The organism is Streptomyces sp. NPDC043176 (assembly GCF_056436715.1).
Window position 1 is genome coordinate 33745 of the sequence record NZ_JBWKCA010000027.1, and the last position, 22654, is coordinate 56398.

The following is a 22654-nucleotide window of genomic DNA, read 5'->3' on the forward strand; positions in this document are numbered from 1 at the left end:
GCCGGGTGCGGGCCGAAGCCGGGGGCCGGGGGGCCGGCGGTCGGGTGCGGGTCAGGGGCGGAAGAACTCCGCGTGGTCGGCGACCCAGGTGGCGAAGGGGCGGGCCGGGTGGCCGGTGAGCTCCTCGACGGTACGGGTCAGGGGCACGGGACGGCCGTCGTGCGCGGCCCAGTAGGAGAGGAGGGCGTCCGCGAAGGCGCCCGGTATGAAGCCGGCGACCGACTCCTTCCATTCCCCGGGGGTGACGGCGGTGTGGGGCGCGGGCAGGCCCGTCACCTCGGCGATGATCGCCAGCTGCTCGGTGAAGGTCAGTGACTCGGGCCCGGTCAGCAGGTACGAGGAGCCGCGCAGCCGGGGATCGGTGAGCACCGCGAAGGCGGCTTCGGCGACATCGCGCTCGTGGATCGGGTCGCCGTGCGTGTGGGGGTGGGGGAGTGCCGGCCCCTGCCCGCTCCGGAGGGCGCCGGCCCACTGCAGGGCGTTGGTGGCGAAGGCTCCGGGCCGGAGGTGGGTGGCCTCGAACGCGCCGGCGGCCGCGGCGGCGGAGAGGGCGTGCTCGACCGCGAGGTGGGAGGCGGCAATGGGGTTGTCGGCGGCGTCCGGGGCGAGGACGGAGCTGGAGGAGAGGAGGGCGATGTGCTCGACGCCTGCGGCGCGGGCTCGGTCGGCGAAGGCCGCGGCGTGGCCGGCCTCGGCGTAGAGGAAGACGGAGTCGACCCCGGCCAGGGCGGCGTCGAAGCCGGCGGGATCGGCGAGGTCGCAGCGCACGGTCTCGACGCCGCCGGGTGGGGAGAGCTCGGCGGGGTTCCTGGAGGCGGCCCTGGCCTTGATGCCCGCGGCGTCGAGGAGGCCGAGCAAGGTCCTGGCGACGCGGCCGCGGCTGCCGGTGACGAGAACGGTCATGGGAGGTGTCCTTTCGGGTGGGCGTGCGGCGCGGTGCCGTCGATGTCGTCCTTCGACGAGGCCGTGTCGCCACCGCGGACGACGTTCTCGTCCGCCACGCGGCACGTTCGGCCGGCACGGCACCCGCCCTCTCTGCGTAGCGAATAATCTGCGTTACGCAGATAAATATCCGTGAGGGAGCCTCGCCCGTCAACCCCGAAAAAACCTGGGGTACCGTCCCGGCATGAAGATCACCGACCTGAAGATCACCGACCTCGAGCCGGGCGACCCCCGGCTGGAGAGCGACCTCCTGCCGGTCCTCTCCGAGCTCCGCCCCCACCTCACCCCGGAGCTCTTCCGCGAGGTGTACGACGCCGGGCACCCGCAGGGCCTGCGCTTCAGCGCCGCCTACACGGACGACGGCCGCTGCGTCGGCGCGGCCGGCTGGCGGATCGTCAACAACACCAGCTCCCTGCGCAAGCTCTACGTCGACGACCTGGTGACCGCCGCCACCGAGCGCTCGACCGGTGTCGGCCACGCGCTCATCGCCCACCTGGAGACCCACGCCCGCGCGGCCGGCTGCCACGAGCTCAACCTGGACTCCGGCACCCACCGCACCGGAGCCCACCGCTTCTACCTGCGCGAACGCTTCGACATCGTCGCCTTCCACTTCACCCGGCCGCTGGCCGGACCGGAAGACGCCTCCTAGGGCGGCCTCCTAGCGTCGTTCCCCCAGGTCGAGACGCCAGTCGTGGCAGCGCATCGGACGCCCCGGCGGGTACTCGAAGCCCCGCTCCCCGAGCAGCTCGAACCCCGCCTTGCGGCACACCGCGTTCGACGCGGCGTTGTCCGCCGACGGGAACGCGTGCAGACGGCGGTGGCGCCCCGCGGCCCGGGCCCGCTCCACGACCGCGCGCGTGGCGGACGTGGCCGCGCCGCGCCCCTGGAAGCCGGGCAGCACCGCCCACCCCGTCTCGTACACCGGTGTGTCGTCCCAAACCCGCGCCCAGTAGCCGATGCTGCCCACCACGACCTCCTCGGGCAGCAGCACGATCCGGAACATCCGCCCCGCGCCCGTGTCGTCGGCGCTCAGGTCCACGTACCGGCGGTGGCGCCGGACGATCTGCTCCTCGGTCTCGGGCCCGCCGAGATGGTCCGTCAACTCCGGTGCGTTCAGGGCGCGCAGCAGGTCCGCGTCCTCCTCGGACCAGGGCTCCAGGCGTACGCGTGCGGCGGCGTCCGTGGTCGTGTGCGCGTCCGTGTCCATGTCCGTACGGTAGGTCAGGGCACTGACAGGCCGCGGGCGTACGCCGTGGGCGGGAGGCCGATCGTCGCGGTGAAGTCCCGTACGAGATGGGCCTGGTCGCTGTAGCCGAGGTCGGCCGCGAGCGAGGCCCAGTCCGGGGAGGCGGCGGCATCCGCCGACTCGGCCCGTTCCAGGGCCTCGTGGATGCGGTAGCGCAGGATCACCCACTTCGGGCCGACGCCGACGTGGGAGGAGAAGAGCCGCTGGAGCGAGCGGGCCGACAGGCCCGAGGCCGCGGCCAGCCGGGACACCTTGCGGACCGTGCGGTCCGAGCGGATCAGGTCCACCAGCGCCATCGCCGTCTCGGCGGCCTGGTCGGGCGCCGGCCCGCGGGCCAGCAGGAAGGCGTCGAGCGCCGCCACGCGCGCGTGGTCGGCGTCCGGGGAGAGGACGGCGGCGAGCGAGTCGGAGAGGCCGGCCCCGGAGAGCGGACCGCCGCCCCCGCCGCCCCCGGCGGCACCTCCGCCCTCGCCGTCGGCACTCTTGGCCGTGTCCCCGTCGGCACCGGTGCCCCCGCCGGCATCCGCGACCCCGCATCCGCCCGCGGCCCCGGGCGCCTCCGTGAACACCTCCGTGAGCGGGACCCGGCGGCCCGTCCAGGTCGAGACCGGCCACGCGGGCGCGAAGGGGCGGAAGCCGCCCGGGCGGAACTGGACGCCGCAGACGCGGCCGGTGCCGGTCAGTCTCCGGGTGAAGAGGCCGAGTCCGATGCCGGAGACCTCCGCCGAGGGCTCGGCGGCCGCCGGCGGGCCGCCCAAGGGGCCGTACCGCTGGAAGACGACGTTCACCGACGGGTGCGGGACGACGTGGCTCGCGTACGGCTCCGGCAGCTCCCAGTCGATCAGCCAGTAGTGCTCCAGGTAGGGGCGCAGCTCCGGCGCCGGGGTGTGGCGGCGGAAGCGGACGCGGGAGAGCAGCGCGGCGGGGTCGACGATGCCCCGGGTGTCCCGCCGGGGAGCGGAGGCGGACATGTCCCGATGCTAGAAGGCGCGGACCCGGTGGGCCGGGGGAGAGGTGTGGTCAGTGCCCGTCGCCCGGGGGAGAGGTGTGGTCAGCGCCTGTCGCCCGGGGGAGAGGTGTGGTCAGCGCCCGCCGTCCGGGGAGGGGTGCGGTCAGCGCAGGTGGTCCGGGGAGCCGGGGGAGAGGCGGGAGACCACCTGGCCGAAGGCGTGCTCTTCGGCGGGGGTCAGGGCCACGGACTCCTGGGGGTGCCAGACGCGCTCCAGCGGGGCGGCCGCCCGGTCGCGGCGGCGGGCGCGCAGGCCGAGGGTCAGCCAGACCACCGTGGAGACGGCGAGCAGGCCGAAGAGGGTGAGGACGCGGGGGTCGGACAACTGGCCGGGCAAGGACATGGCTCACTCCAGGACGCGAGGGCCGTCCGTACCCTGCGCGCCCCGGCAGGTGGCGCGTGTGCACGTCGGCGGTGGTGATTCCTGCTGGTTCCTCCCGACCTGTTCAGTTAACACCACCCTGGGGGACTTTCGGCAGGGGGTCCGGGACCGAAGTCCCGGGCGGCGCCGGGGTACCCGGCGCGCGGCGCTCGCGCGCAGGCCCTCTTGTGCGGGCCGGGGAACCGCTTCAAGGTGACAGGAAGAGGGAGATTCCGGCCGGGGAGGGAGCTGCCGCATGTCCGGGACACAGGCATGGGGATTCACGGACGACAGAGGTGCGGAACTGGGCGCGGCCGGCGTGCCGCGGCGGGTGGTCGCGTACGTACGGGCCGGAGCGGCCCTCCACGACCTGGGGGTGACACCAATCGCCGTCTACGGCTCCGGGCACGACGGCGGGGTGATCGATCCGGCCAAGGCAGGCGGGCTGGCCGGTGCCGGTGTCCCGTACGCCGGTCCGGGCCGGGCCCTGGACGAGGGGCTGCTGCGGGAGCTGCGGCCGGACGTGATCGTGGACGTCACCTATGACGGGAAGAGCCCGTACGCCCTGGACGAGGCGGTCGCCGCGCGGCTCGGCGTGCCCCTCGTGGCGCTCTCCGTCGGCAACGAGCTGTCGCTCGCGGGGATCCTGGACCGCTTCGGCGCGCTGGCGGCGTCCCTGGGCGCCGCGCCGCCGATCGGCTTCGGGGCCGAGCTGGGAGCCGCCGAGATCATCCTCCGCGAGGCGGCGGGCCGGAACGGGCTCACGGTCCTGGCGCTCTCGGGGGCGGGGCCCGACCAGGTGCATCTGGCCCGGCCGCAGGCGTGGCCGGAGCTGGCGCGGCTGGCGCAGCTGGGGGTCAGGCTGCTCGACCCGGGTCCCGGGCCAGGGGCGAACTGGCTGACCGCCGACTGGGGCCGGGTCGTCGAGCTCGGCCCGGATCTCGTGCTCTTCGACAGCCGGGAGCACGCGACGACGCCGTACGAGGTGCCGGTGGGCGCCCGGCCGGCTCCGTGGAACCCCGAGACGCCGCCGAGCCCGGCCGCGTACGCGCGCTTCTTCCGCGACCTGGCGCACGCCCACACCGAATGACCGGGGCGCCCGTCAGGCCGGGACGGTGGCGAGGCGGGTGCGGAGGGAGTCGGCGAACTCCTCGGCGCGGGCGAGCTGGGCCCGCAGTTCGGCGACCCGCTCCGCGGCGGCCTGTTCGTAGCGGCGGACGCGGGCGGTGAGCGCGGCCCGCTCGTCGGGGTCGAGCTCGGTGTCCGTGCCGGGGCGGTCGGCGGCGAGCCGGTCGACGGCCGTGAGGAGTTCGCGGGTCTCGTCGAGGGTGAAGCCGAGGGGCTTCATGCGCCGGACGACCATCAACCGGGACACGTCCGCGTCCGTGTAGAGGGGGAAGCCGCCCGGTGAGGCCGCGGACGGCACGACCAGGCCGCTGTCCTCGTACTGGCGGATGGTCCGCAGGGACAGCTCGGTCCGTGCGGCGACCTCGCCGATCTGCATGGGCTCGCCGGTCATTCGCGCTCCTCGTGCTCCGCTCACGCGTGGTCCTTCCTCGTCCGGGGCTCCCACGGGGCGTACGGACTCCCCATAGGGCGCGGCTTCCGCGCATTACATCCCATTCGTCCTAACTTCATCACTTATGGGAGCCGGAAGTGCGGCGAAACGCCTGCTCGTGGGCCGTCCGTTGGACAGCGGACGGCTCGGGGAGACGCTGCTGCCGAAGCGGGTCGCCCTGCCGATCTTCTGCAGCGACCCGCTCTCCTCGGTCGCCTACGCCACCGAGGAGATCCTGCTGATCCTGGCCCTCGGCGGCCTCGCCGTGCTCCATCCGGCCTGGTACGCGGCGGTCGGCATCATCGTCCTGCTGCTCGTCGTCGCCTCCTACCGGCAGACCTGCTACGCCTACCCGGGCGGCGGCGGGGCCTATGTCGTCTCCGCCGAGAACCTCGGGCAGCGCGCGGCGCTCACCGCCGCCTCCGCGCTGCTCATCGACTACGTGATGACCGTCGCCGTGTCCGTGGTCTCCGGCGTCCGCCGCCCTCACCTCGGCCGCCCCGTCGCTCGACGGGCACGCCGTGGCCCTGTCCGTGGCCTTCGCGGCGGTGCCGGCCTGGCTGAACCTGCGCGGGGTGCGCGAGTCGGGGCGCTGGTTCGCGATCCCCACGTACGCCTTCATCGGCGTCATCCACCTGATGTCCGCCGTGGCGGCGGTGCGGACGGGGACGGGGGCGACGATCCGCGCGGAGTCCGCCGACCTGCCCGTGGAGGAGGTCTCCGCCTACGCGAAGACCCTCCGCCCCGACTCCCTCACGGCCGTCACCGTCGCCGAGGACCCGGCCGAGGCGGAGGTGCTCCGCGCCGCCTGGGAGGCCCACGGCATCGACGTGCCCTACCGGCTCGCCTCCGCCCGCGAGCTCGCCGCCGAGCGCGCGGAGCGCGCGAAGACGACCGGCTCCTGAGCAGGAGCCGCGCGAAGACGACCGAGCCTTAGGCCGGAGCCGCGCGAAGACGACCGGGCCCGAGGCCGGAGCGCGGGGGCGGCCGGGCCAGGACCGGAGCGCGCGGGGGCGGCCGGGTCCCACGGGTGTCGGCCCCGGGCCGGGAGGGGGATCAGGGCCAGACGAGGCAGTACGGCTGGTGGCCGGCCTCGTGGAGGCGGACGGAGAAGTCCTGCCATTCGTGGAGGAGCTGGTAGACGTCGAAGGCGTCGCGGGGGCCGCCGCGGTCGGGGACGGTGGACCAGATGAAGGCGGCGGCGCCGACCGACTCCTCGCCTATCCCGCGCAGCGGGTCGACGACGGTCATGGGCAGCTTGACGACGGCGTAGTCGGGGTGGAGGACGATCAGTTCCAGCGGGGGCACCTTGTTCAGGGGCATGCCCTGGATGCCGGTGAGGACCATGGCCGCTATGGTCTCCGGCTTGATCTTGGTGAACATTCCGCCCATGCCGAGCTCGTCCCCGCCGAGTTCCTCCGGCCGCATCGAGATGGGGACGCGGGCCGCGGTGGCGCCGTCGGGCGCGCCGAAGTACTTGTACGTCACCCCCAAGCTCCGGCCTCCGGTCGTGGGGGGTGAATCCGCCGCGGGGTCCGGGTTCGGCCGGACCTCCGGTGCGGTCTGGTCGTCGGTCCGCCTGCGCCGGTGTCTCCCTCGCCGGGCAGACTCCGGACCCAGATCGTCCGTCCCCTCGCCCGGTCCGCCACCGCGATGCATATCTCCACCCGACTGCTTTTTCTCGGCAACACGACCGCGCCGCGCAACCCGATCATCGTGTCAGTGACCTCCCCCGCGTTCGTACGGTGAAACACCTGTCCGCGAGAACGCCGTGGCCTCTGACACCATGGATTCCGTGAGCCATCCCTATGACGCCCCAGTTTCGCAGACGCGGAGGGGGAACGCCCCGGCGTAACAGACAGGATGCTCACCGCCGTCCCTCCGTTCCCGATGTCGTGCCCGAAGTCGTTCTCGCAGGTCAGGATCACAGTGCCGTATTCATACGAAGCCCCAGTCTCACAGACGCTTTTCGACCGCGCTTCCCTCGTGACGCCCGGCGGCGTGAACTCACCGGTGCGGGCCTTCCGGGCCGTGGGCGGAACGCCCCGGTTCATGGTGTCCGGTTCCGGTCCGTACCTCACCGACGCGGACGGTCGTGAGTACGTCGACCTCGTCTGCTCGTGGGGCCCGATGATTCTCGGCCACGCCCACCCGGAAGTCACCGCCGCGGTGCAGGCGGCCGTGGCCCGCGGCACCTCGTTCGGCACGCCCGGCGAGGGCGAGGTCGCGCTCGGCGAGGAGATCGTCGCGCGGATCGAGCCGGTCGAGCAGGTGCGGCTGGTCTCCTCCGGCACGGAGGCGACGATGTCCGCGATCCGGCTGGCCCGCGGGTTCACCGGGCGCGCCAAGGTCGTGAAGTTCGCGGGCTGCTACCACGGCCACGTGGACGCGCTGCTGGCCGCGGCCGGTTCCGGTCTCGCCACCTTCGGTCTTCCGGACACGCCCGGCGTGACCGGCGCGCAGGCCGGCGACACCATCGTGCTGCCCTACAACGACCTGGACGCGGTGCGTGCGGCGTTCGCCGCGCACCCGGGCGAGATCGCCTGCGTCATCACGGAGGCCTCGCCCGGCAACATGGGCGTCGTGCCGCCGGTGGCGGGCTTCAACCAGGGCCTGGCGGACCTGTGCCGGGAGAACGGCGCGCTGTACATCTCCGACGAGGTGATGACCGGTTTCCGTACCAGCCGGGCCGGCTGGTACGGCGTCGACGGGGTGAAGCCCGACCTGATGACCTTCGGCAAGGTCATGGGCGGCGGCTTCCCGGCCGCGGCGTTCGGCGGCCGCGCCGACGTCATGGGGCACCTGGCCCCGGCCGGGCCGGTCTACCAGGCGGGCACCCTCTCGGGCAACCCGGTCGCGACCGCCGCCGGGCTCGCGCAGCTGCGGCTGCTCGACGAGGCCGCGTACGCGAAGGTGGACGCGGTGTCGGCGGAGATCCAGGGCCTGGTCACGGGCGCGCTGGCGAAGGAGGGCGTGGCGCACCGGCTGCAGACCGCGTCCAACATGTTCTCGGTGTTCTTCACCGCCGACGAGGTGCGGAACTACGACGACGCGAAGAAGCAGGAGGCGTTCCGCTTCAACGCGTTCTTCCACTCGATGCTGGCCGACGGCGTGTACCTGCCGCCGTCCGCGTTCGAGTCGTGGTTCGTGTCGACCGCGCACGACGAGCGGGCGGTCGAGCGGATCGCCGCCGCGCTGCCGGCCGCCGCCCGCGCCGCCGCGGAGGCGACGGCATGAGCGACGCGACGAGCGCCCCGAAGGGCGACCGGGACATCACCGTCGTCCACCTGATGCGGCACGGCGAGGTGCACAACCCGGACGGTGTCCTCTACGGGCGCCGGGCCGGCTACCACCTGTCCGAGCTGGGCCGTCAGATGGCGGACCGGGTCGCCGAGCACCTGGCCGACCGGGACGTCACGTACGTCGTCGCCTCCCCGCTGGAGCGGGCGCAGGAGACGGCGACGCCGGTGGCCAAGGCGCACGGCCTGGACCTGGCCAGCGACGAGCGGCTGATCGAGGCGGCGAACGTCTTCGAGGGCAAGACCTTCGGCGTCGGCGACGGTGCCCTGCGCAAGCCGGGGAACTGGAAGCACCTCACCAACCCGTTCCAGCCGTCCTGGGGCGAGCCGTACGTCGAGCAGGTCGTCCGGATGATGGGCGCGCTCGACGCGGCGAAGGACGCGGCCCGGGGGCACGAGGCGGTGTGCGTCAGCCACCAGCTGCCGATCTGGATCGTCCGCAGCTTCGTGGAGAAGCGGCGGCTGTGGCACGACCCGCGGCGGCGGCAGTGCACGCTGGCCTCGCTGACCTCGTTCACGTACCAGGGCGACAGGATCGTCTCGGTCGGTTACAGCGAGCCGGCCCGGGACCTGGTCCCGGCGCACCTGCTGGCGGGTGCGAAGCCGGTCAAGGGGAAGTCGAAGGCGTTCGGGGCGTAGGCCCCGGGACCTTCACGGCGTCCGGGGGGCGTCGAAGGCGTTCGGGGCGTAGGCCCCGGGACCTTCACGGCGTCCGGGGGGCGTCGAAGGCGTCCGTGGCGTAGATCCCCGGAACCTTCACCGTGTCGAGTCGGTCCACCTCTGGACAGCGCGGTAGCGAAGGTCCACAGTCAGGGCGATCGGATGACGATGTTCATGTCATTCGATCGCCCTTAAAATTTTGTGCTATTTACCGGAACCTCCGTGTTCATCCCTGCATCTCACTCATTGTCGGTTTGGATGACGTACAGGTCATACGTCAGCGCGAATGGGGTTGTCATGCGCGGGAACAGCGGGATCAGTCGAAGGGGGCTGCTCGGCGCGGGCGTTGGCGCCGCGGCGGCGATCGGCATCGCCGGATGCAGCACCAACAACACGGACAAAGCGGGACGTTCGGGACCTGGTAAGGGGGGCGACGCCACGGTCGACCCGGGCACGCCCACCCCGACCAAGGACGACGCCCGGCTCATCGGCGACGGTTCCACCGCCGACACCGGCAAGCAGCCCCACCAGCCCGACGCCCCCGTCCCGCTCGAACCCGGACAGACCCCGCCCCAGTTCGTGATCTTCTCCTGGGACGGTGCGGGCGAGGTCGGCAACGGCCTCTTCCCCCGCTTCCTGGAACTCGCCAAGAACCACGACGCGGCGATGACGTTCTTCCTCTCCGGGATCTACCTCCTGCCCGAATCGAAGAAGGACCTCTACCGCCCGCCGAACAACCGCGTCGGCGCCTCCGACATCGGCTACCTCACCGACGCCCACATCAAGGACACCCTGAAGTACGTCCGGCAGGCCTGGCTCGAAGGCCACGAGATCGGCACCCACTTCAACGGGCACTTCTGCGGCGGCTCCGGCTCCGTCGGAAACTGGACCCCGGCCCAGTGGCAGAGCGAGATCGACCAGGCCGTGAAATTCGTCACCGAATGGAAGACGAACAGCGGCTGGACCGACCTCGACCCGCTGCCCTTCGACTACACGAAGGAGCTCGTCGGCGGCCGTACGCCCTGCCTCCTCGGCCAGGACAACCTGCTGCCCACCGCCAAGCGGCTCGGCTGGCGCTACGACGCCAGCTCGCCCGGCGGCCGCCAGATGTGGCCCGGCAAGCGCCAGGGCATCTGGGACCTGCCCCTGCAGGCCGTGCCCTTCCCCGGGCACTCCTTCGAAGTCCTCTCCATGGACTACAACATGCTCGCCAACCAGTCGAAGAACACGACGAAGGGCATGCCCTCCCGCTATCCGGGCTGGCGCCGGCAGGCCACCGACGCCCTCCTGGGCGGCTTCACGCGCGCGTACGAGTCGAACCGCGCGCCCTTCTTCATCGGCAACCACTTCGAGCAGTGGAACGGCGGCATCTACATGGACGCCGTCGAGGACGCGCTCAAGGGAATGGCCGGAAAGAAGGACGTCCGGCTCGTCTCCTTCCGGCAGTTCGTCGACTGGCTCGACGTCCAGGACCCGCTGATCCTCGACAAGCTGCGCGGCCTGGAAGTCGGACAGAAGCCCGCCGGCGGCTGGAACGCCTTCCTCAGGGCCGATCGGACGCCCCAGACGCCCGAGACGTCCCCGACGCCTTAAGCGACCTTGACAAGGGTCTTTACGGGCACGTAGGGGGGTGCCCAAGATCCCCCAAACGCCCATGCGAAACTTTTCACATGAGCCTTAGCCGTGCCCCTCGACGCACCCTGATCGCCGTCGGAGTGCTGACCGCCGCCCTCACGCTGTCGGCATGCGGCGGCGACAGCAACGGCAAGTCCGGCGGCGGTGGCAACACCAACTTCGTGACCAACACGGGGGGCATCTCCACCGTCGCCAAGGGCGAGCGCGCGGCCACCGGCAAGCTCGCCGGCGAGACCCTCGACGGCAAGCAGCTCGACGTCGCCGGCCTCAGGGGCAAGGTCGTCGTCCTCAACGTCTGGGGCTCCTGGTGCGGCCCCTGCCGCGCCGAGGCCCCCCACTTCGCCAAGGTCGCCGCGGACCTCAAGGGCCAGGGCGTCGAGTTCGTCGGCCTCAACACCCGCGACCCCAACAAGCAGCCCGCCCTCGCCTTCGAGGAGGACTACGGGGTCCCCTACCCCAGCCTCTACGACCCGCAGGGCAGGCTCATCCTCTTCGGCTTCCCCAAGGGCACCCTCAACCCGCAGGCCATCCCCTCCACCGTCGTCCTCGACAAGGAGGGCAGGATCGCCGCCCGCTCGCTCATGGCACTCGACGAGAAGAAGCTCCGGTCGATGATCGAGCCCCTCCTCAAGGAGAAGTGAGCCGGTGAACGAGACGGTCACCAGCGGAGCCCTGCTGCTCGCCCTCCCCATCGCGGTCCTCGGCGGCCTGGTCTCCTTCTTCTCGCCGTGCGTGCTCCCGCTCGTCCCGGGCTACCTCTCGTACGTCACCGGCGTCACCGGCACCGACCTCGCGGAGAGCCGCCGCGGCCGGATGACCGCCGGCGCCGTCCTCTTCGTCCTCGGCTTCACCGTCGTCTTCGTCTCCGGCGGCGCGCTCTTCGGGTACTTCGGCGCGACCCTCCAGGAGTACCGCGACACGCTCACCACGGTCCTCGGCGTGCTCATGATCCTCATGGGCGTGTTCTTCATGGGCCTGATGCCCTGGTTCACCCAGCGCGAGTTCCGCTTCCACCGGAAGCCCGTCGCCGGCCTGATCGGCGCGCCGCTGCTCGGCGCGCTCTTCGGCATCGGCTGGACCCCGTGCATCGGCCCGACCCTCGCCTCCGTGAACGCCCTCGCCCTCGAACAGGCCAGCGCGGGCCGCGGCGCGGTCCTCGCCTTCGCGTACTGCGTCGGCCTCGGCGTACCGTTCGTGGTCGCCGCCATCGCGTTCCGCAAGGCGCTCGGCGCGTTCGGCTGGGTCAAGAAGCACTACGCGTGGGTCATGCGGATCGGCGGCGGCATGATGATCGTGACCGGTGTCCTGCTCCTCACGGGCGCGTGGGACAGCATGGTCGCCACGATGCAGGGCTGGTCCAGCGGTTTCACGGTGGGGATCTGAGTTCCATGAGCAAGACCGATACGACGGAGACCGGGCGCGCCGCCGACGAGGCGGCCGGGGCCCAGCTGTCGACCGCTCCCCAGGAGGAGACCGCCGTCGGCGGCCCCGCCCTCGGGATCGTCGGCTGGGTCCGCTGGTTCTGGCGGCAGCTGACCTCCATGCGGGTCGCGCTGATCCTCCTCTTCATGCTCTCCCTGGGCGCCGTCCCCGGCTCCCTCGTCCCGCAGACCAGCGCGGACGAGCTCAAGGTGCAGACCTTCAAGGCGGCCCACCCCACCCTCACCCCGCTGTACGAGAAGCTCCAGTTCTTCGACGTCTACAGCTCGGTGTGGTTCTCCGCGATCTACATCCTGCTGTTCGTCTCCCTCATCGGCTGCATCGTGCCGCGCACCTGGCAGTTCGTCGGCCAGCTCCGCAGCCGCCCGCCGGGCGCCCCGCGGCGCCTCACCCGGCTGCCCGCGTACACGACCTGGCGCACCGGGGCCGAGCCCGAGCAGGTGCACGAGGCCGCGCTCGCCGTCCTCAAGGGGCGCCGCTTCCGCGTCCACACGGCCGGCGACGCCGTCGCCGCCGAGAAGGGCTACCTGCGCGAGGCCGGGAACCTGGCCTTCCACGTGGCGCTGATCGTGATGCTCGTCGCCTTCGCCTGGGGCCAGCTCTTCAAGTCCGAGGGCGGCAAGCTGATCGTCGAGGGCGACGGCTTCTCCAACACGCTCACCCAGTACGACGACTTCAAGTCCGGCTCCCAGTTCGGCACCGACGAGCTGGAGCCGTTCGGTTTCACCCTGAACTCCTTCACCGGCACGTACGAGAAAAGCGGCCCGCAGCGCGGCACCCCGCGCACCTTCGAGGCGGACGTCACCTACTCCGACGGCGGGGCGGGCAAGAAGGCCGTCATCCGGGTCAACGAGCCGCTGAAGGTCGGCGACTCGAAGGTCTACCTGATCGCCCACGGCTACGCGCCCGTCGTCACCGTCAAGGACGGCCGCGGCAAGACCGTCTTCCACGGCGCCGTGCCGATGCTGCCCATCGACAACAACATCACGTCGACCGGCGCCGTCAAGGTCATGGACGGCTACCGCGACAAGAACGGCAAGAAGGAGCAGCTCGGCTTCACCGCCCTGTTCGTGCCGACCTTCGCGGGCGCCGGCAGCGGCACGATGTTCTCGCAGTTCCCGGCGCTCGACTTCCCCGTCATGGCGCTCACCGGCTACCACGGCGACCTGCGCGTGAACTCCGGTCTGCCGCAGAACGTGTACCAGCTCAACACGACCAAGATGAAGCAGTTCAAGATCGACAAGGGGACCGGGGTCGCGCAGCGCATGCTGCCCGGCGAGACCATGACCCTTCCCGACGGCGCCGGCTCGATCACCTTCGAGAAGGAGATCAAGGAGTGGGCGAGCTTCCAGATCTCGCAGCAGCCGGGTAACGGCCTCGCCCTCGCGGGCGCGATCGCCGCGATCGCCGGACTGACCGGCTCGCTCTTCATCCAGCGGCGCCGGGTCTGGGTCCGGGCCGTGCGCGGCGAGGACGGCGTCACCGTCGTCGAGATGGCCGGCCTCGGCCGGAGCGAGTCCGCCAAGCTGCCGGAGGAGCTGGGCGACCTCGCGGTCGCGCTGACCGCCCAGGCACCGCCCACGGCGGAAGCCGTACCGGAAACGGAAACCGCGGAAGAACCCGCAGAAGACCCCGCCCCTTCTGGAGAGGCCGACAAGTGATCCTCGCCGCCACGACCGACGAGAGCCTGGCGCAACTGAGCGACCTGCTCATCTACTCCTCGATGGCCGTCTACACCCTGGCCTTCTTCGCCCACATCGCCGAGTGGGTGTTCGGCAGCCGCAGCAAGGTCGGCCGTACCGCCGCCGCCCTCACGCAGCAGGCCGCCGGTGCCGCGGCCCCGGCCGTGACCGTCCAGGTCAAGGCCGGAGGCACCGCCGTACTCGACAAGCCGCAGGTCGTCACCCGGTCCGCGGCCGGCACCCGGGACGTGCCGGACGGCCCCGGCGCGGCGGGCGGCACGGTCAAGGGCGACCTGTACGGCCGGATCGCCGTGTCGCTGACCGTCCTCGCCTTCCTGGTCGAGGCCTCGGGCGTGGTCGCCCGCGCGCTCTCCGTGCAGCGTGCCCCCTGGGGCAACATGTACGAGTTCTCCACCACCTTCTCCACGGTGGCGGTCGGCGCGTACCTCGGCTTCCTCCTCGCCAAGAAGAACGTCCGCTGGATCGGTCTGCCGCTGGTGACCACGGTCCTGCTCGACCTGGGCATGGCCACCACGTGGCTGAAGACGCCCAGCGACCAGCTGGTGCCGGCGCTCGACTCGTACTGGCTGTGGATCCACGTCTCCACCGCCATCTTCTGCGGCGCGGTCTTCTACATCGGCGCGGTCGGCACCCTGCTGTACCTCTTCCGCGACTCGTACGAGAACAAGCTCGCGACCGGCGGCAACCCGGGCGCCTTCGCCCGGTCGGTCATGGAGCGGCTGCCCTCGGCGGCCTCGCTCGACAAGTTCTCGTACCGGGTCAACGCGGCGGTCTTCCCGCTCTGGACCTTCACGATCATCGCGGGCGCGATCTGGGCCGGCGACGCGTGGGGCCGCTACTGGGGCTGGGACGCCAAGGAGGTCTGGTCCTTCATCACCTGGGTCGGTTACGCCGCGTACCTGCACGCGCGCGCGACGGCCGGGTGGAAGGGGCGGAAGGCCGCGTACATCGCGCTCATCGCCTTCGCCTGCTTCCTCTTCAACTACTACGGCGTCAACATCTTCGTCACCAGCAAGCACTCCTACGCGGGCGTCTGAGCCCTGCGCTAGCGGCCGGTCGGCCCCGGGGCCACGCTTGAGGTATGAGCGAGATACCCCGGGGCAGGAGCAAGACCCACGACGGCGACACCCACCTGCTGCGGTTCGTGGTGGAGCTCCCGCACCCCGTGCCGGTCGTCTGGGCGGCCGTCGCCTCGCCCGAGGGCCTGCCGGGCTGGCTCTGCGAGGCGGACCCGCTGGAACCCCGGCTCGGGGGGCGGGTCACGCTCCGCTGGCTCAACAGCGACACCGAGGTCTCGGGTCGGGTGACCGCGTGGGACCCCGACTACGTGGCCGAGTACACGGTCGATCCGACGACGCACGGACGGATGCGGTTCCATCTGGAGCCGGGGTCCGGGGCCGGTCGTGACGGGTCGGCCGTGCTGCGTTTCACCAACGAGTTCCAGGGGTCGAAGGACTACCGGCTCGACTGTGCCGCCGGGTGGCACGACCACCTGGAGCGGCTCGCGGCGGCACTGGACGGCCGCCCGACGGACTGGCGGGACTGGTCGGACGAGCGGTGGCGGCACCTGCGGGCGTTGTACGAGCGGGATGACGAGCCCTGGCCCAAGTGGGTGCCGTAGGCCCCAGCGGGTGCCGTAGGCGCGGTCGCCCGGGCCCGGCTCGGGGAGCCGTCCTTGTGCCGACCCGTCCCGCCGTCGGCGGACGCACGCCCCCCACGGGGTCACTGCTTCTTCGGGGGGAGGCAGTCGGTGGCCGGGGGGCGGCCTTCGGGCCAGGCGATCTGGACGAAGCGCTGGGTGCCGTCGAGGGCGAGTTCGACGATGGGGACGGCCTTGTTGTACGGGTTGCCGTAGTTGTCGAGGCAGATCCAGCCGCCCGCGCCCTGGACGCGGAGGGAGCCCTTGACCTGGGGCCACTGGGTGACGACGTCGGCGAGCTCGGGGTACCGGGAGCCCTGGGGGGTGGCCTGGCGGATGGCGTGGACGGCGGTGGCCATCGCGTCGTAGGCGACGATCGCCTGGCCGTCGGCGAGCGCGACGGGCTTCTCCGAGGCGCGGGCGATGTCGGTGACGAAGGTCGTGTACGCGACGGTGGAACCGCCCGTCGCGGGGACCGGCCGGCCGGGCGCGGGCCGCCAGGCGTCCGGGTGGGCGAGCGACGCGTACCGCACGGTGAGCCTGGCCTTGAGCGCGTTGCGGTCGAGCAGCTTGTCGGCGCCCAGGTAGGAGCCCTCGTCGCCGGTGAGGATCGTGAAGGCGCGGTCGGTGCAGCCGCGGGAGCCGAGGGCGTTGATGAACTGGCGCAGCTGGGTGTGGCGGCCGGCGAAGAAGACGGTCTCGGCGCGGGTGTCGCAGATCAGGTGGGTGATCTGGCGGAAGGTGTTGGCGGTGGTGCCCTCCTCGGTGGGGTCGGCGGGCGAGGTGAAGAGCTGCGGCTCGTAGGGCGCGCCCTTGAGGGAGGCGGCGAAGGCCGCCTTCAGGGTGTCGGTGTAGTGGTCGCCGCTGCGGGTGTCCTGGACGAGGAGGGCCTTGGCGGCGTCGACCCGGCCGAAGTGGGCGAGGGCTTTGGCCTCGTCGCTGTTGGTGGGGGAGACGCGTGCCAGGCCGGGGTAGCGGTTCGCGGCGCCGGGGCCGTTGGCGATGTCGTCGGCGGTGATGGTGGTGCCGACGACGGCGATCCCGCCGCCGGTGAGGGCGGCCACGGCCTCCCGCATCTCGGTGGAGGAGGTGGCGACGCCGGAGACGGCCCGCAGCCGGTGGGGGGCGTCGGTCATGGCGGCGAGCCGGTCGACGGTGGAGCGCCAGTGGGCGTTGCCCTTGCCGGTGTTGGCGAGGACGAGCCGGATCTTCGGGGTCTCGCTGTTGGACGCGTGGTTGGCGCGGTACTGGTAGGCGTACGCGCCCTGGATCTCGTGCAGCACCTTGGTCCGCATGCCGCCGTCGGCGGAGGTCAGCGGCAGCAGGACGGCGACGGTGGCGTACTCGCCGTCCTGGAGCGTGGCGTTCTCCCGGCCGATGGCACCGGCGATCTCGGTGAGGTAGGGGACGCGGAAGTCGTGCCCGTCGCCGTTGACGCCGACGCACTCGTCGCTGCCGGCGGGGCGCTCGACGCCGGTCGCGCAGGAGCGGTCCTCCGGGTCGTTCCACCGCGAGACCGCGAAACCGCCCAGGCCGAGGACGACGGCGGAGACGACGATCCAGGTGAAGAGCTTCTGGCGGGGTGTCCAGTAGAGGTGGCGGCGCAGCCATTCGAGCATCGCGTCAGACTCCGTCCTCGCTGCCCGGCGGAAGCGAGAGCTCGCGCCAGGAGCGGATGTCGCGCGGCCAGTGGGTGGCCGCGTCCCACAGCGGACCGCTGCCCGTGAGGTGGCGGCCGGACAGCCGGCGCAGCTCGTGCGCCAGCCGGTCGGCCACCTCGTCGTCGGGCAGCGCCAGCGGATCGGTGAGCAGCCATACGGCGTGCAGCAGCCGCCGTACGGACAGGTGGAGTTCGGTGCTGTCGGCGTCGAGCCCGTCCGGCAGCGCGACCGCCGGGCCCTGCCCGAGGGCGACCGCCCGGCGCGGGTCGGGCCCGGTCGCGTGCCGTTCGCGCGGGTACGGGGCGGAGGCCAGGAACCGCAGCTGCCCCAGCCAGCCGAGGATGTCGGGACCGGCGAAGGACAGCCGCAGATGGACGACGGCGAGCTCCGTGCGGCCGAGCGCCAGGTCGTGGTGGAGCCGGTACGGGCCGGGCTCGGGCCCGTAGTGCCGGTGCAGGGTCTCGTGGACGGCGCGCCAGGCCGCGTAGCGCGGGTGGTCGTCGTCCTCGAAGCGCAGCCGGTGCAGGAGCAGGGCGCGCAGCAGGGGGTCGGCGACGAAGTGCCCGGGCCCTTCGGGCCAGTCCTCGGCGCGCAGCCGGTCGCGGACGCGCAGGGCCACGTCCCCGTCGAGGGACTCGCCCTGGAGCCGGGCGTGGGCGAGCATCCGCGCCGACTCCTCGTCGTGGGTGGCGGCCAGCACCGCGTACGGCCCCGGCCGGGGCACGGGCAGGAGTTCGCCGAGGAGGGCGGGGGCGACCGGCACCGGCGGGCTGTCCTCGCGCACTTCCACCGTCAGGTCGAGCAACGCGCCGGGCGTGAGCGTCGCCCGCCGGTCCGCGGGCGCTTCGCCGGCGGCACGGCCGAGGAGCGCCACGCCCAACGGGCGGCCGCCGGTCAGCCGGTGGACCGCGCGGGACAGTTCGGCGGGCGTCCGGCCGGCCGGGTCGTGCAGGTCGAAGACGGACCGGGTCTGGGCGGCGGACAGCGGGGTCAGCTCGACGGCGAGGATGCCGGACCCGATGTTCGTCCCGCGCGGACAGGGCGCCCGGTGCGCCGTCTCCGGCAGGCGGGTGCGGGTGGCGTGCCGCATCCCCTGGTAGTCGCGGTCCCGTGAGGTGGCGAGCACGACGGTCCGGTCGCGGCGGCCGTCGGCGCGGGCCCGCAGGATCGGTTCGACGAGCTGTCTGCCGACCGGCTCGTGGGCGTTGTCGAGGAGCAGCAGCGGCCGGCCGATGCGGGTGCCGCGCTGCCGGATGCCGGTGTACGCGCGGTACAGGTCCTCGGTGAGCGCGCCGACGAGGAACGCCTCGGCCTCCCGCCGCCGCTCGCCGCCCTGCTCGAAGTCGATCGCCAGCTGCTGGAGCCCCGCCTTGCCGCGCCCGCCCGCGTTGCGGTAACCGCCGTACCAGCTCTCGGAGGTGCGCTGGAAGCGGCTGAAGACCTCTTCCAGGACGGTCTCCACGGTCGCCTCGGCGAGCAGCCCGGCCAGCGGGGCCGTGGCCTCGGCGAAGGTGGCGGCGAGCTTGGCGAGGACCTTGCCCACCCAGTTCGTCGCGGCGCCCCGCGTCGCGTCGACCGTCGCGAGCAGCGGCCCCAGGCGCTGGAGATCGCGCCGCGCCCGCTCGTCGTCCTCCTGGGACCACGCGAGCGAGGCGACGGCGACGAGGCCGAGCGAGAGCCGGGGGAACTGCACGGCCCGCACGACCGTGCCCCGCGGCGCCAGCTGCACCGCGAGCTCGGCGAGCGCGCCCGTCACCGGGGTCCAGCCGGGCCCGTGGTCGGCCGGCGGTTCGACGTGCGCGCAGTCGAGCAGCGCCAGCGGCGTGAACCCCTTGTACCGGTTGCGGACCTCCTTGAGCAGGGCCGTCTTTCCCATCCCGCGCCCGCCGGTGAAGACCGTCACCGGCGGGTCGTCCCCGTGCTCGTACGCGACGCGCGCGGCCCCCTGCCGGGTGAGCCCGACGAGCCGTGCCGCGAGCCCGCCCTCGTGCAGGACCGCCTCGCGGCCGTACAGCTCCCTCTCCACGCCCCGTCACTCCCCCTGCATCCCCAGAAGACGTGCCCCGTCACATCTTCAAGTGGAGAGTATTCACCGGTTGTTGAGGTCGCTCAACCATTCGGTCACGGGTTTACGGTGGGAAGGGCGGCGCGGTCGGGTACCCGTGGCGGTGAGCCGCCCGCGAGGATGCGTCAGCTCCTGAGGCTGCGTCAGTTACTGGCGATGGCGTCGAGCTGGGCCCGCAGATACCCGTGCGACTCGATCCCGTGGATCGTCGTCCCCGGGGTGCACTCGTAGAAGTACACCAGCGACATCAGCTCCTCGGCGGGCGCGTCGGCCGGCGGCGGCAGCACCCGATGGCGCCCCGACCGCCACCGCCCCCCGGTCCAGCCGGCCATCAGGTCACCGATGTTGACCGTGAACGCGGCGGGGTCGTACGGCGCGTCCTGCCACCCTCCGGCGTCGGTGTACACCTGGAGCCCGCCCTTGCCGGCCTCCCGGTCCAGCACCGTCACCGTCCCGAAGTCCGTGTGCGGCCCGATCCGGAACTGCCCCGGCTCGGGCTCGCCCGTCCGCTCCCGCCCCGGGTACCAGTTGATGTTGAAGCCGAACGTCGGATGGCCCGTGTGCCGGGTGAAGAAGTCCCGCTCCTCGCCGAGCGCCACGCCCAGCAGGTCGAGCACCCGGTCCGACAGCTCCTTCATCTCCCCCAGGTACGTCTCCACCAGCGGTCGCAACTCCGGCACCTCGTCCGGCCAGGTGTTCGGCAGGAACCACTCGGCGTCCACCGCCGCGTCCCCCGTCGGCTCCTCCGCCGCGAACGACAGCGACTCCTTCAGGTCCGGCGGAGTCGCCGTCCCCTCCGCGTACCCGTTCGCCTCCGCGCCCGGCCCGAGCCACCCACGCCCGCCGACTCGCACCGCGTACGGCTCCTTCACCGCGGGCGGCAGGTGGAAGAAGCGACGCGCGACCGCCCGGATGTCGGCACGCAGACCCGCGTCCACCCCGTGCCCGGTGACCAGCAGGAACCCCGCCTCGCGCAGTGCGCGGTCCACGGCGGGCAGCTGCCCGTCCGGGTCGCGGGCGAGGTCGATCGTGGGCAGACCCGCCTCACTCATCGCCGATGTCCTCGTTCCAGAGGGCGGGGTTCCCGTCGACGAACTCCCGCATCATCCGCACGCATTCGGGATCGTCCAGCACCACGACCTCCACCCCGTGCTCCGCCAGCCACCCGTGCCCGCCGTGGAACGTCTCCGCCTCCCCGACCACCACCCGCGAGATCCCGAACTGCCGCACCAGCCCCGAGCAGTACCAGCACGGCGACAGCGTCGTCACCATCGTCGTCCCCCGGTACGAGCGCTGCCGCCCCGCCGCCCGGAACGCCGCGGTCTCGGCGTGCATGGAGGGGTCCCCGTCCTGCACCCGCCGGTTGCGCCCCCGCCCCAGCAGCCCGCCCTCGGGGCCGTACAGCGCGGCCCCGATCGGAATCCCGCCCTCCGCGAGCCCCTCCCGCGCCTCGTCGAGCGCGGTGACGAGCCACCGCCGTGCCAGTTCCTGATCCATGCGGGGAGCCTTCCCCCGCGGGGGGCTGGGATCACGCGGGGTGGGCATGACGTAGGAACCCTTGCCGGGAACGGTGTAGATCAGACCGTGTCCGGCGAGCTCTTGCATGGCCCGGCGGGCGGTCAGTACGGCGATGCCGTACTCCTCGGCGAGGCGAGCCGGCGTGGGAACCATTCGGTCAGGGGCGTACTCCCCGGACGCAATCTTCGCTGCAATCACGTCAGCCAGCTGCTTGTACAGCGGGCGTCCCGACTTCGAGTCAAGGCTCATAAGTCAACACTAGATAGTCATACAAAGACACGTTTGGATGGATCTAGCTATGTAACTCTGTAGCACTGTGTAGCGCGCTCTATGGTGAATGGCGAATGCAGAACCCCGGCGACCGTCCTACCGGCCCCGGGGCGTGGCCACCAACTATCAAGGGAGTTGATGACGTGCGGAACCCTATCGCGTGCGCACTGGGACGGGCCTGGATCCCGCTCCTTCTCTGGCTGCTGATGCTCACGCTGCCGCCCACCGGCAGGCATCGCCCCCGTCCGGCGGTCCACCCCCGCCCAGCGCCCTCAGCCCTCGCACCCAGGCATCGGGCTCCCGCCCGGCGTTCCCCGTACGCCCGGGAACAGGCGAAACCGCTGGACGGATCCCGGTCGCCGCTGGTGCGTCCCTATCTGGCGGCGGAGCAGCGGCGGCGCCGCCGGACGCTCTGGCTCGCCACGGTCGGCCTGGACGTCGACCAGCGTGATATCCACGCCGTTCGCGCCACCGCCGGGAGCGCCCGATGAGCCGCTGTGGTGCGCGCCGCTCGGTGTACGCGGTCGGTGAGGTGGTGCGTCCGGTGTGGGGTGGCTCGGTCTGCGTGCTCGCCGTGGGCCACGACGGGCCGCACCGTGACAGGGCGGGCGACGGCTGGTGGGTGACGCCGGAGATCGCGGACGCGGTCACCGTCTCGCTGCTGGCCCGCGCCCTCGCCCCCACCGCCGATCCGGAGTTCCGGTCCCCTCGCTGCATCGTCGGCCGTCACGACCGCTGCCGCGACCACGCGCCTCGCGACAGCGGCGTACCGGGCGTCCGGCACCTGGTCTGCGGGTGCCGGTGTCATCAGCCGGGTCACGCCGCCGCGTCGGCCTCCTCCTCGTAGGGGAAGCGGGCGAGGGGGGTGTCGCGCTGGAAGAAGGTCTTGGCGTGGATGAGGGCCTGGTCGTCGGTGTGGATGTCGCCGGGGCGGGAGGCGGTGCCGGTGAGGACGCCGCCGAAGTGCATGCGGAGGTAGGCGGCGGAGTTGGCGAGGGAGGTGACGAGGCCGTCGGCGACGACGTGTTCGGCGTGGGCCATGGCGGTGACGCCCCAGAGGGTGCGGCCGGCCATGCGGGCCTTGAAGTCGGAGCCGGGGACGTTGAGCCAGCCGGACCAGTAGTCGAGGTAGCGCTTGGACTGGGCGGAGAGGCTGTACCAGTAGAGGGGGGAGACGATGACGACGTCGGTGGCGTCGAGGGTGGCCTGACGGAGGAGTTCCTCGGTCTCGTCGGGCTGCCGGCCGGTGGCCTCGTGGCGGCCGTCCTGGAAGTCGGGCAGGGCGAGGCGGCTCAGGTCCACCCAGCGCTGGGGGACCTCCGGGGGGAGGTGGGCGGCTGCGGCGCGGGCGAGGAGTTCGGAGTTCCCGCCGGCGCGGGAGCTGCCGAGGACGAAGAGGAACGAGCGGTCCTGGCCGTGCGGGGTGTCCAGCGTCATGTCTGATGCTCCGGGGTCGTCGGGTATCCGGTGCCAACTCCGGCTCCGCCGGGGGTATTCCGGGGCCCGTCGGCCGTGCCGGCCGGGGGCGTGACGGCTCCCATCGGCCGGGCCGATCGAGGACCCGGTGGCTCCCATCGGCCGGGCCGATCGGGGTCATCGGAAGGACGCCCCAGTGGCTCGTGGACCGGGTGCGGGGCCCGCTCGTAGC

Annotated in this window: 24 protein-coding genes and 1 pseudogene; 13 read left to right on the top strand and 12 right to left on the bottom strand. The window is 72.4% G+C overall.

Translation table 11 applies throughout. From position 1 onward, the window contains the following. Positions 1-51: 51 nt before the first annotated feature. A complete protein-coding gene (locus AC067A_RS32170) occupies positions 52-903 on the bottom strand; it encodes an NmrA family NAD(P)-binding protein (protein WP_479246417.1) in 852 nt (283 codons plus the stop codon). Positions 904-1141: 238 nt separating this feature from the next. Here AC067A_RS32170 and AC067A_RS32175 point away from each other — a divergent pair, with 238 nt between their 5' ends. Next, the gene (locus AC067A_RS32175; RefSeq protein WP_479246502.1) at positions 1142-1591 is read left to right on the top strand and encodes a GNAT family N-acetyltransferase; all 450 of its coding nucleotides are present in this window, start codon (positions 1142-1144) and stop codon (positions 1589-1591) included. A gap of 9 nt (positions 1592-1600) precedes the next feature. Here the strand turns inward: AC067A_RS32175 and AC067A_RS32180 are convergent, their stop codons facing one another. The 3 genes from AC067A_RS32180 to AC067A_RS32190 form a co-directional block, all read right to left on the bottom strand. Continuing rightward, entirely contained in the window at positions 1601-2149 is a 549-nt protein-coding gene (locus tag AC067A_RS32180; RefSeq protein WP_479246418.1) for a GNAT family N-acetyltransferase, read from the bottom strand. A gap of 14 nt (positions 2150-2163) precedes the next feature. Next, entirely contained in the window at positions 2164-3159 is a 996-nt protein-coding gene (locus AC067A_RS32185) for a DUF6597 domain-containing transcriptional factor (protein WP_479246420.1), read from the bottom strand. 141 nt (positions 3160-3300) lie between these two features. Then, the gene (locus AC067A_RS32190; protein ID WP_479246422.1) at positions 3301-3540 is read right to left on the bottom strand and encodes a hypothetical protein; all 240 of its coding nucleotides are present in this window, start codon (positions 3538-3540) and stop codon (positions 3301-3303) included. 274 nt (positions 3541-3814) lie between these two features. On the opposite strand from AC067A_RS32190, the gene AC067A_RS32195 reads away from it, so the two are divergent. Continuing rightward, on the top strand, positions 3815-4648 hold the full coding sequence (locus AC067A_RS32195) for an ABC transporter substrate-binding protein (protein WP_479246424.1): 834 nt from the start codon (positions 3815-3817) through the stop codon (positions 4646-4648). A gap of 12 nt (positions 4649-4660) precedes the next feature. Here the strand turns inward: AC067A_RS32195 and AC067A_RS32200 are convergent, their stop codons facing one another. Further along, complete coding sequence (locus AC067A_RS32200) at positions 4661-5077, bottom strand: MerR family transcriptional regulator (protein ID WP_479246426.1); 417 nt, start codon at positions 5075-5077, stop codon at positions 4661-4663. Between the two features lie 560 nt (positions 5078-5637). On the opposite strand from AC067A_RS32200, the gene AC067A_RS32205 reads away from it, so the two are divergent. Next, positions 5638-6021 (top strand): hypothetical protein, encoded by a 384-nt coding sequence (locus tag AC067A_RS32205; RefSeq protein ID WP_479246428.1) that lies wholly within the window; start codon positions 5638-5640, stop codon positions 6019-6021. A 151-nt stretch (positions 6022-6172) separates the two neighbouring features. Here AC067A_RS32205 and AC067A_RS32210 read toward each other — a convergent pair whose 3' ends face one another. Continuing rightward, positions 6173-6775: a hypothetical protein gene (locus tag AC067A_RS32210; protein WP_479246430.1), complete on the bottom strand. Its 603-nt coding sequence runs from the start codon at positions 6773-6775 to the stop codon at positions 6173-6175. 231 nt (positions 6776-7006) lie between these two features. Between AC067A_RS32210 and hemL the strand changes: the two genes are divergently transcribed. The 8 genes from hemL (at position 7007) to AC067A_RS32250 (ending at position 15474) form a co-directional block, all read left to right on the top strand. Then, positions 7007-8353 (top strand): glutamate-1-semialdehyde 2,1-aminomutase, encoded by a 1347-nt coding sequence (hemL, locus tag AC067A_RS32215; RefSeq protein WP_479246504.1) that lies wholly within the window; start codon positions 7007-7009, stop codon positions 8351-8353. Further along, positions 8350-9054 carry a histidine phosphatase family protein gene (locus AC067A_RS32220; protein ID WP_479246432.1) on the top strand — a complete coding sequence of 235 codons (705 nt, stop codon included), beginning with the start codon at positions 8350-8352 and terminating at the stop codon, positions 9052-9054. Before hemL ends, AC067A_RS32220 begins: the two co-directional genes overlap by 4 nt. Positions 9055-9372: 318 nt before the next feature. Beyond that, entirely contained in the window at positions 9373-10668 is a 1296-nt protein-coding gene (locus tag AC067A_RS32225) for a polysaccharide deacetylase family protein (protein WP_479246433.1), read from the top strand. A gap of 77 nt (positions 10669-10745) precedes the next feature. Beyond that, a complete protein-coding gene (locus tag AC067A_RS32230; protein ID WP_479246434.1) occupies positions 10746-11351 on the top strand; it encodes a TlpA family protein disulfide reductase in 606 nt (201 codons plus the stop codon). 4 nt (positions 11352-11355) lie between these two features. Further along, the gene (locus AC067A_RS32235; protein ID WP_479246435.1) at positions 11356-12093 is read left to right on the top strand and encodes a cytochrome c biogenesis CcdA family protein; all 738 of its coding nucleotides are present in this window, start codon (positions 11356-11358) and stop codon (positions 12091-12093) included. Positions 12094-12098: 5 nt separating this feature from the next. After that, entirely contained in the window at positions 12099-13811 is a 1713-nt protein-coding gene (gene resB, locus AC067A_RS32240) for a cytochrome c biogenesis protein ResB (protein WP_479246436.1), read from the top strand. Then, positions 13808-14890 carry a c-type cytochrome biogenesis protein CcsB gene (gene ccsB / locus AC067A_RS32245; RefSeq protein WP_479246438.1) on the top strand — a complete coding sequence of 361 codons (1083 nt, stop codon included), beginning with the start codon at positions 13808-13810 and terminating at the stop codon, positions 14888-14890. Before resB ends, ccsB begins: the two co-directional genes overlap by 4 nt. Before the next feature lie 44 nt (positions 14891-14934). Continuing rightward, the gene (locus AC067A_RS32250; RefSeq protein WP_479246439.1) at positions 14935-15474 is read left to right on the top strand and encodes an SRPBCC domain-containing protein; all 540 of its coding nucleotides are present in this window, start codon (positions 14935-14937) and stop codon (positions 15472-15474) included. A gap of 101 nt (positions 15475-15575) precedes the next feature. Here the strand turns inward: AC067A_RS32250 and AC067A_RS32255 are convergent, their stop codons facing one another. The 5 genes and pseudogenes from AC067A_RS32255 to AC067A_RS32275 all read right to left on the bottom strand — a co-directional run. Further along, positions 15576-17111: a hypothetical protein gene (locus AC067A_RS32255; protein WP_479246441.1), complete on the bottom strand. Its 1536-nt coding sequence runs from the start codon at positions 17109-17111 to the stop codon at positions 15576-15578. A gap of 4 nt (positions 17112-17115) precedes the next feature. Then, entirely contained in the window at positions 17116-19179 is a 2064-nt protein-coding gene (locus tag AC067A_RS32260) for a hypothetical protein (protein WP_479246442.1), read from the bottom strand. A 182-nt stretch (positions 19180-19361) separates the two neighbouring features. After that, entirely contained in the window at positions 19362-20270 is a 909-nt protein-coding gene (locus AC067A_RS32265; protein WP_479246443.1) for an isopenicillin N synthase family dioxygenase, read from the bottom strand. Next, a complete protein-coding gene (locus AC067A_RS32270) occupies positions 20263-20715 on the bottom strand; it encodes a nucleoside deaminase (RefSeq protein WP_479246506.1) in 453 nt (150 codons plus the stop codon). The genes AC067A_RS32265 and AC067A_RS32270 overlap by 8 nt, the downstream gene beginning before the upstream one ends. A 60-nt stretch (positions 20716-20775) precedes the next feature. Beyond that, positions 20776-20985, bottom strand: a pseudogene (locus AC067A_RS32275) (GntR family transcriptional regulator); the annotation flags it as partial. Between the two features lie 386 nt (positions 20986-21371). On the opposite strand from AC067A_RS32275, the gene AC067A_RS32280 reads away from it, so the two are divergent. Further along, the gene (locus AC067A_RS32280; protein WP_479246444.1) at positions 21372-21497 is read left to right on the top strand and encodes a hypothetical protein; all 126 of its coding nucleotides are present in this window, start codon (positions 21372-21374) and stop codon (positions 21495-21497) included. Beyond that, positions 21494-21853 carry a hypothetical protein gene (locus AC067A_RS32285; protein WP_479246445.1) on the top strand — a complete coding sequence of 120 codons (360 nt, stop codon included), beginning with the start codon at positions 21494-21496 and terminating at the stop codon, positions 21851-21853. The genes AC067A_RS32280 and AC067A_RS32285 overlap by 4 nt, the downstream gene beginning before the upstream one ends. Here AC067A_RS32285 and AC067A_RS32290 read toward each other — a convergent pair. Next, on the bottom strand, positions 21823-22443 hold the full coding sequence (locus tag AC067A_RS32290; RefSeq protein WP_479246447.1) for an NAD(P)H-dependent oxidoreductase: 621 nt from the start codon (positions 22441-22443) through the stop codon (positions 21823-21825). The genes AC067A_RS32285 and AC067A_RS32290 overlap by 31 nt on opposite strands. Positions 22444-22654: the final 211 nt, after the last annotated feature.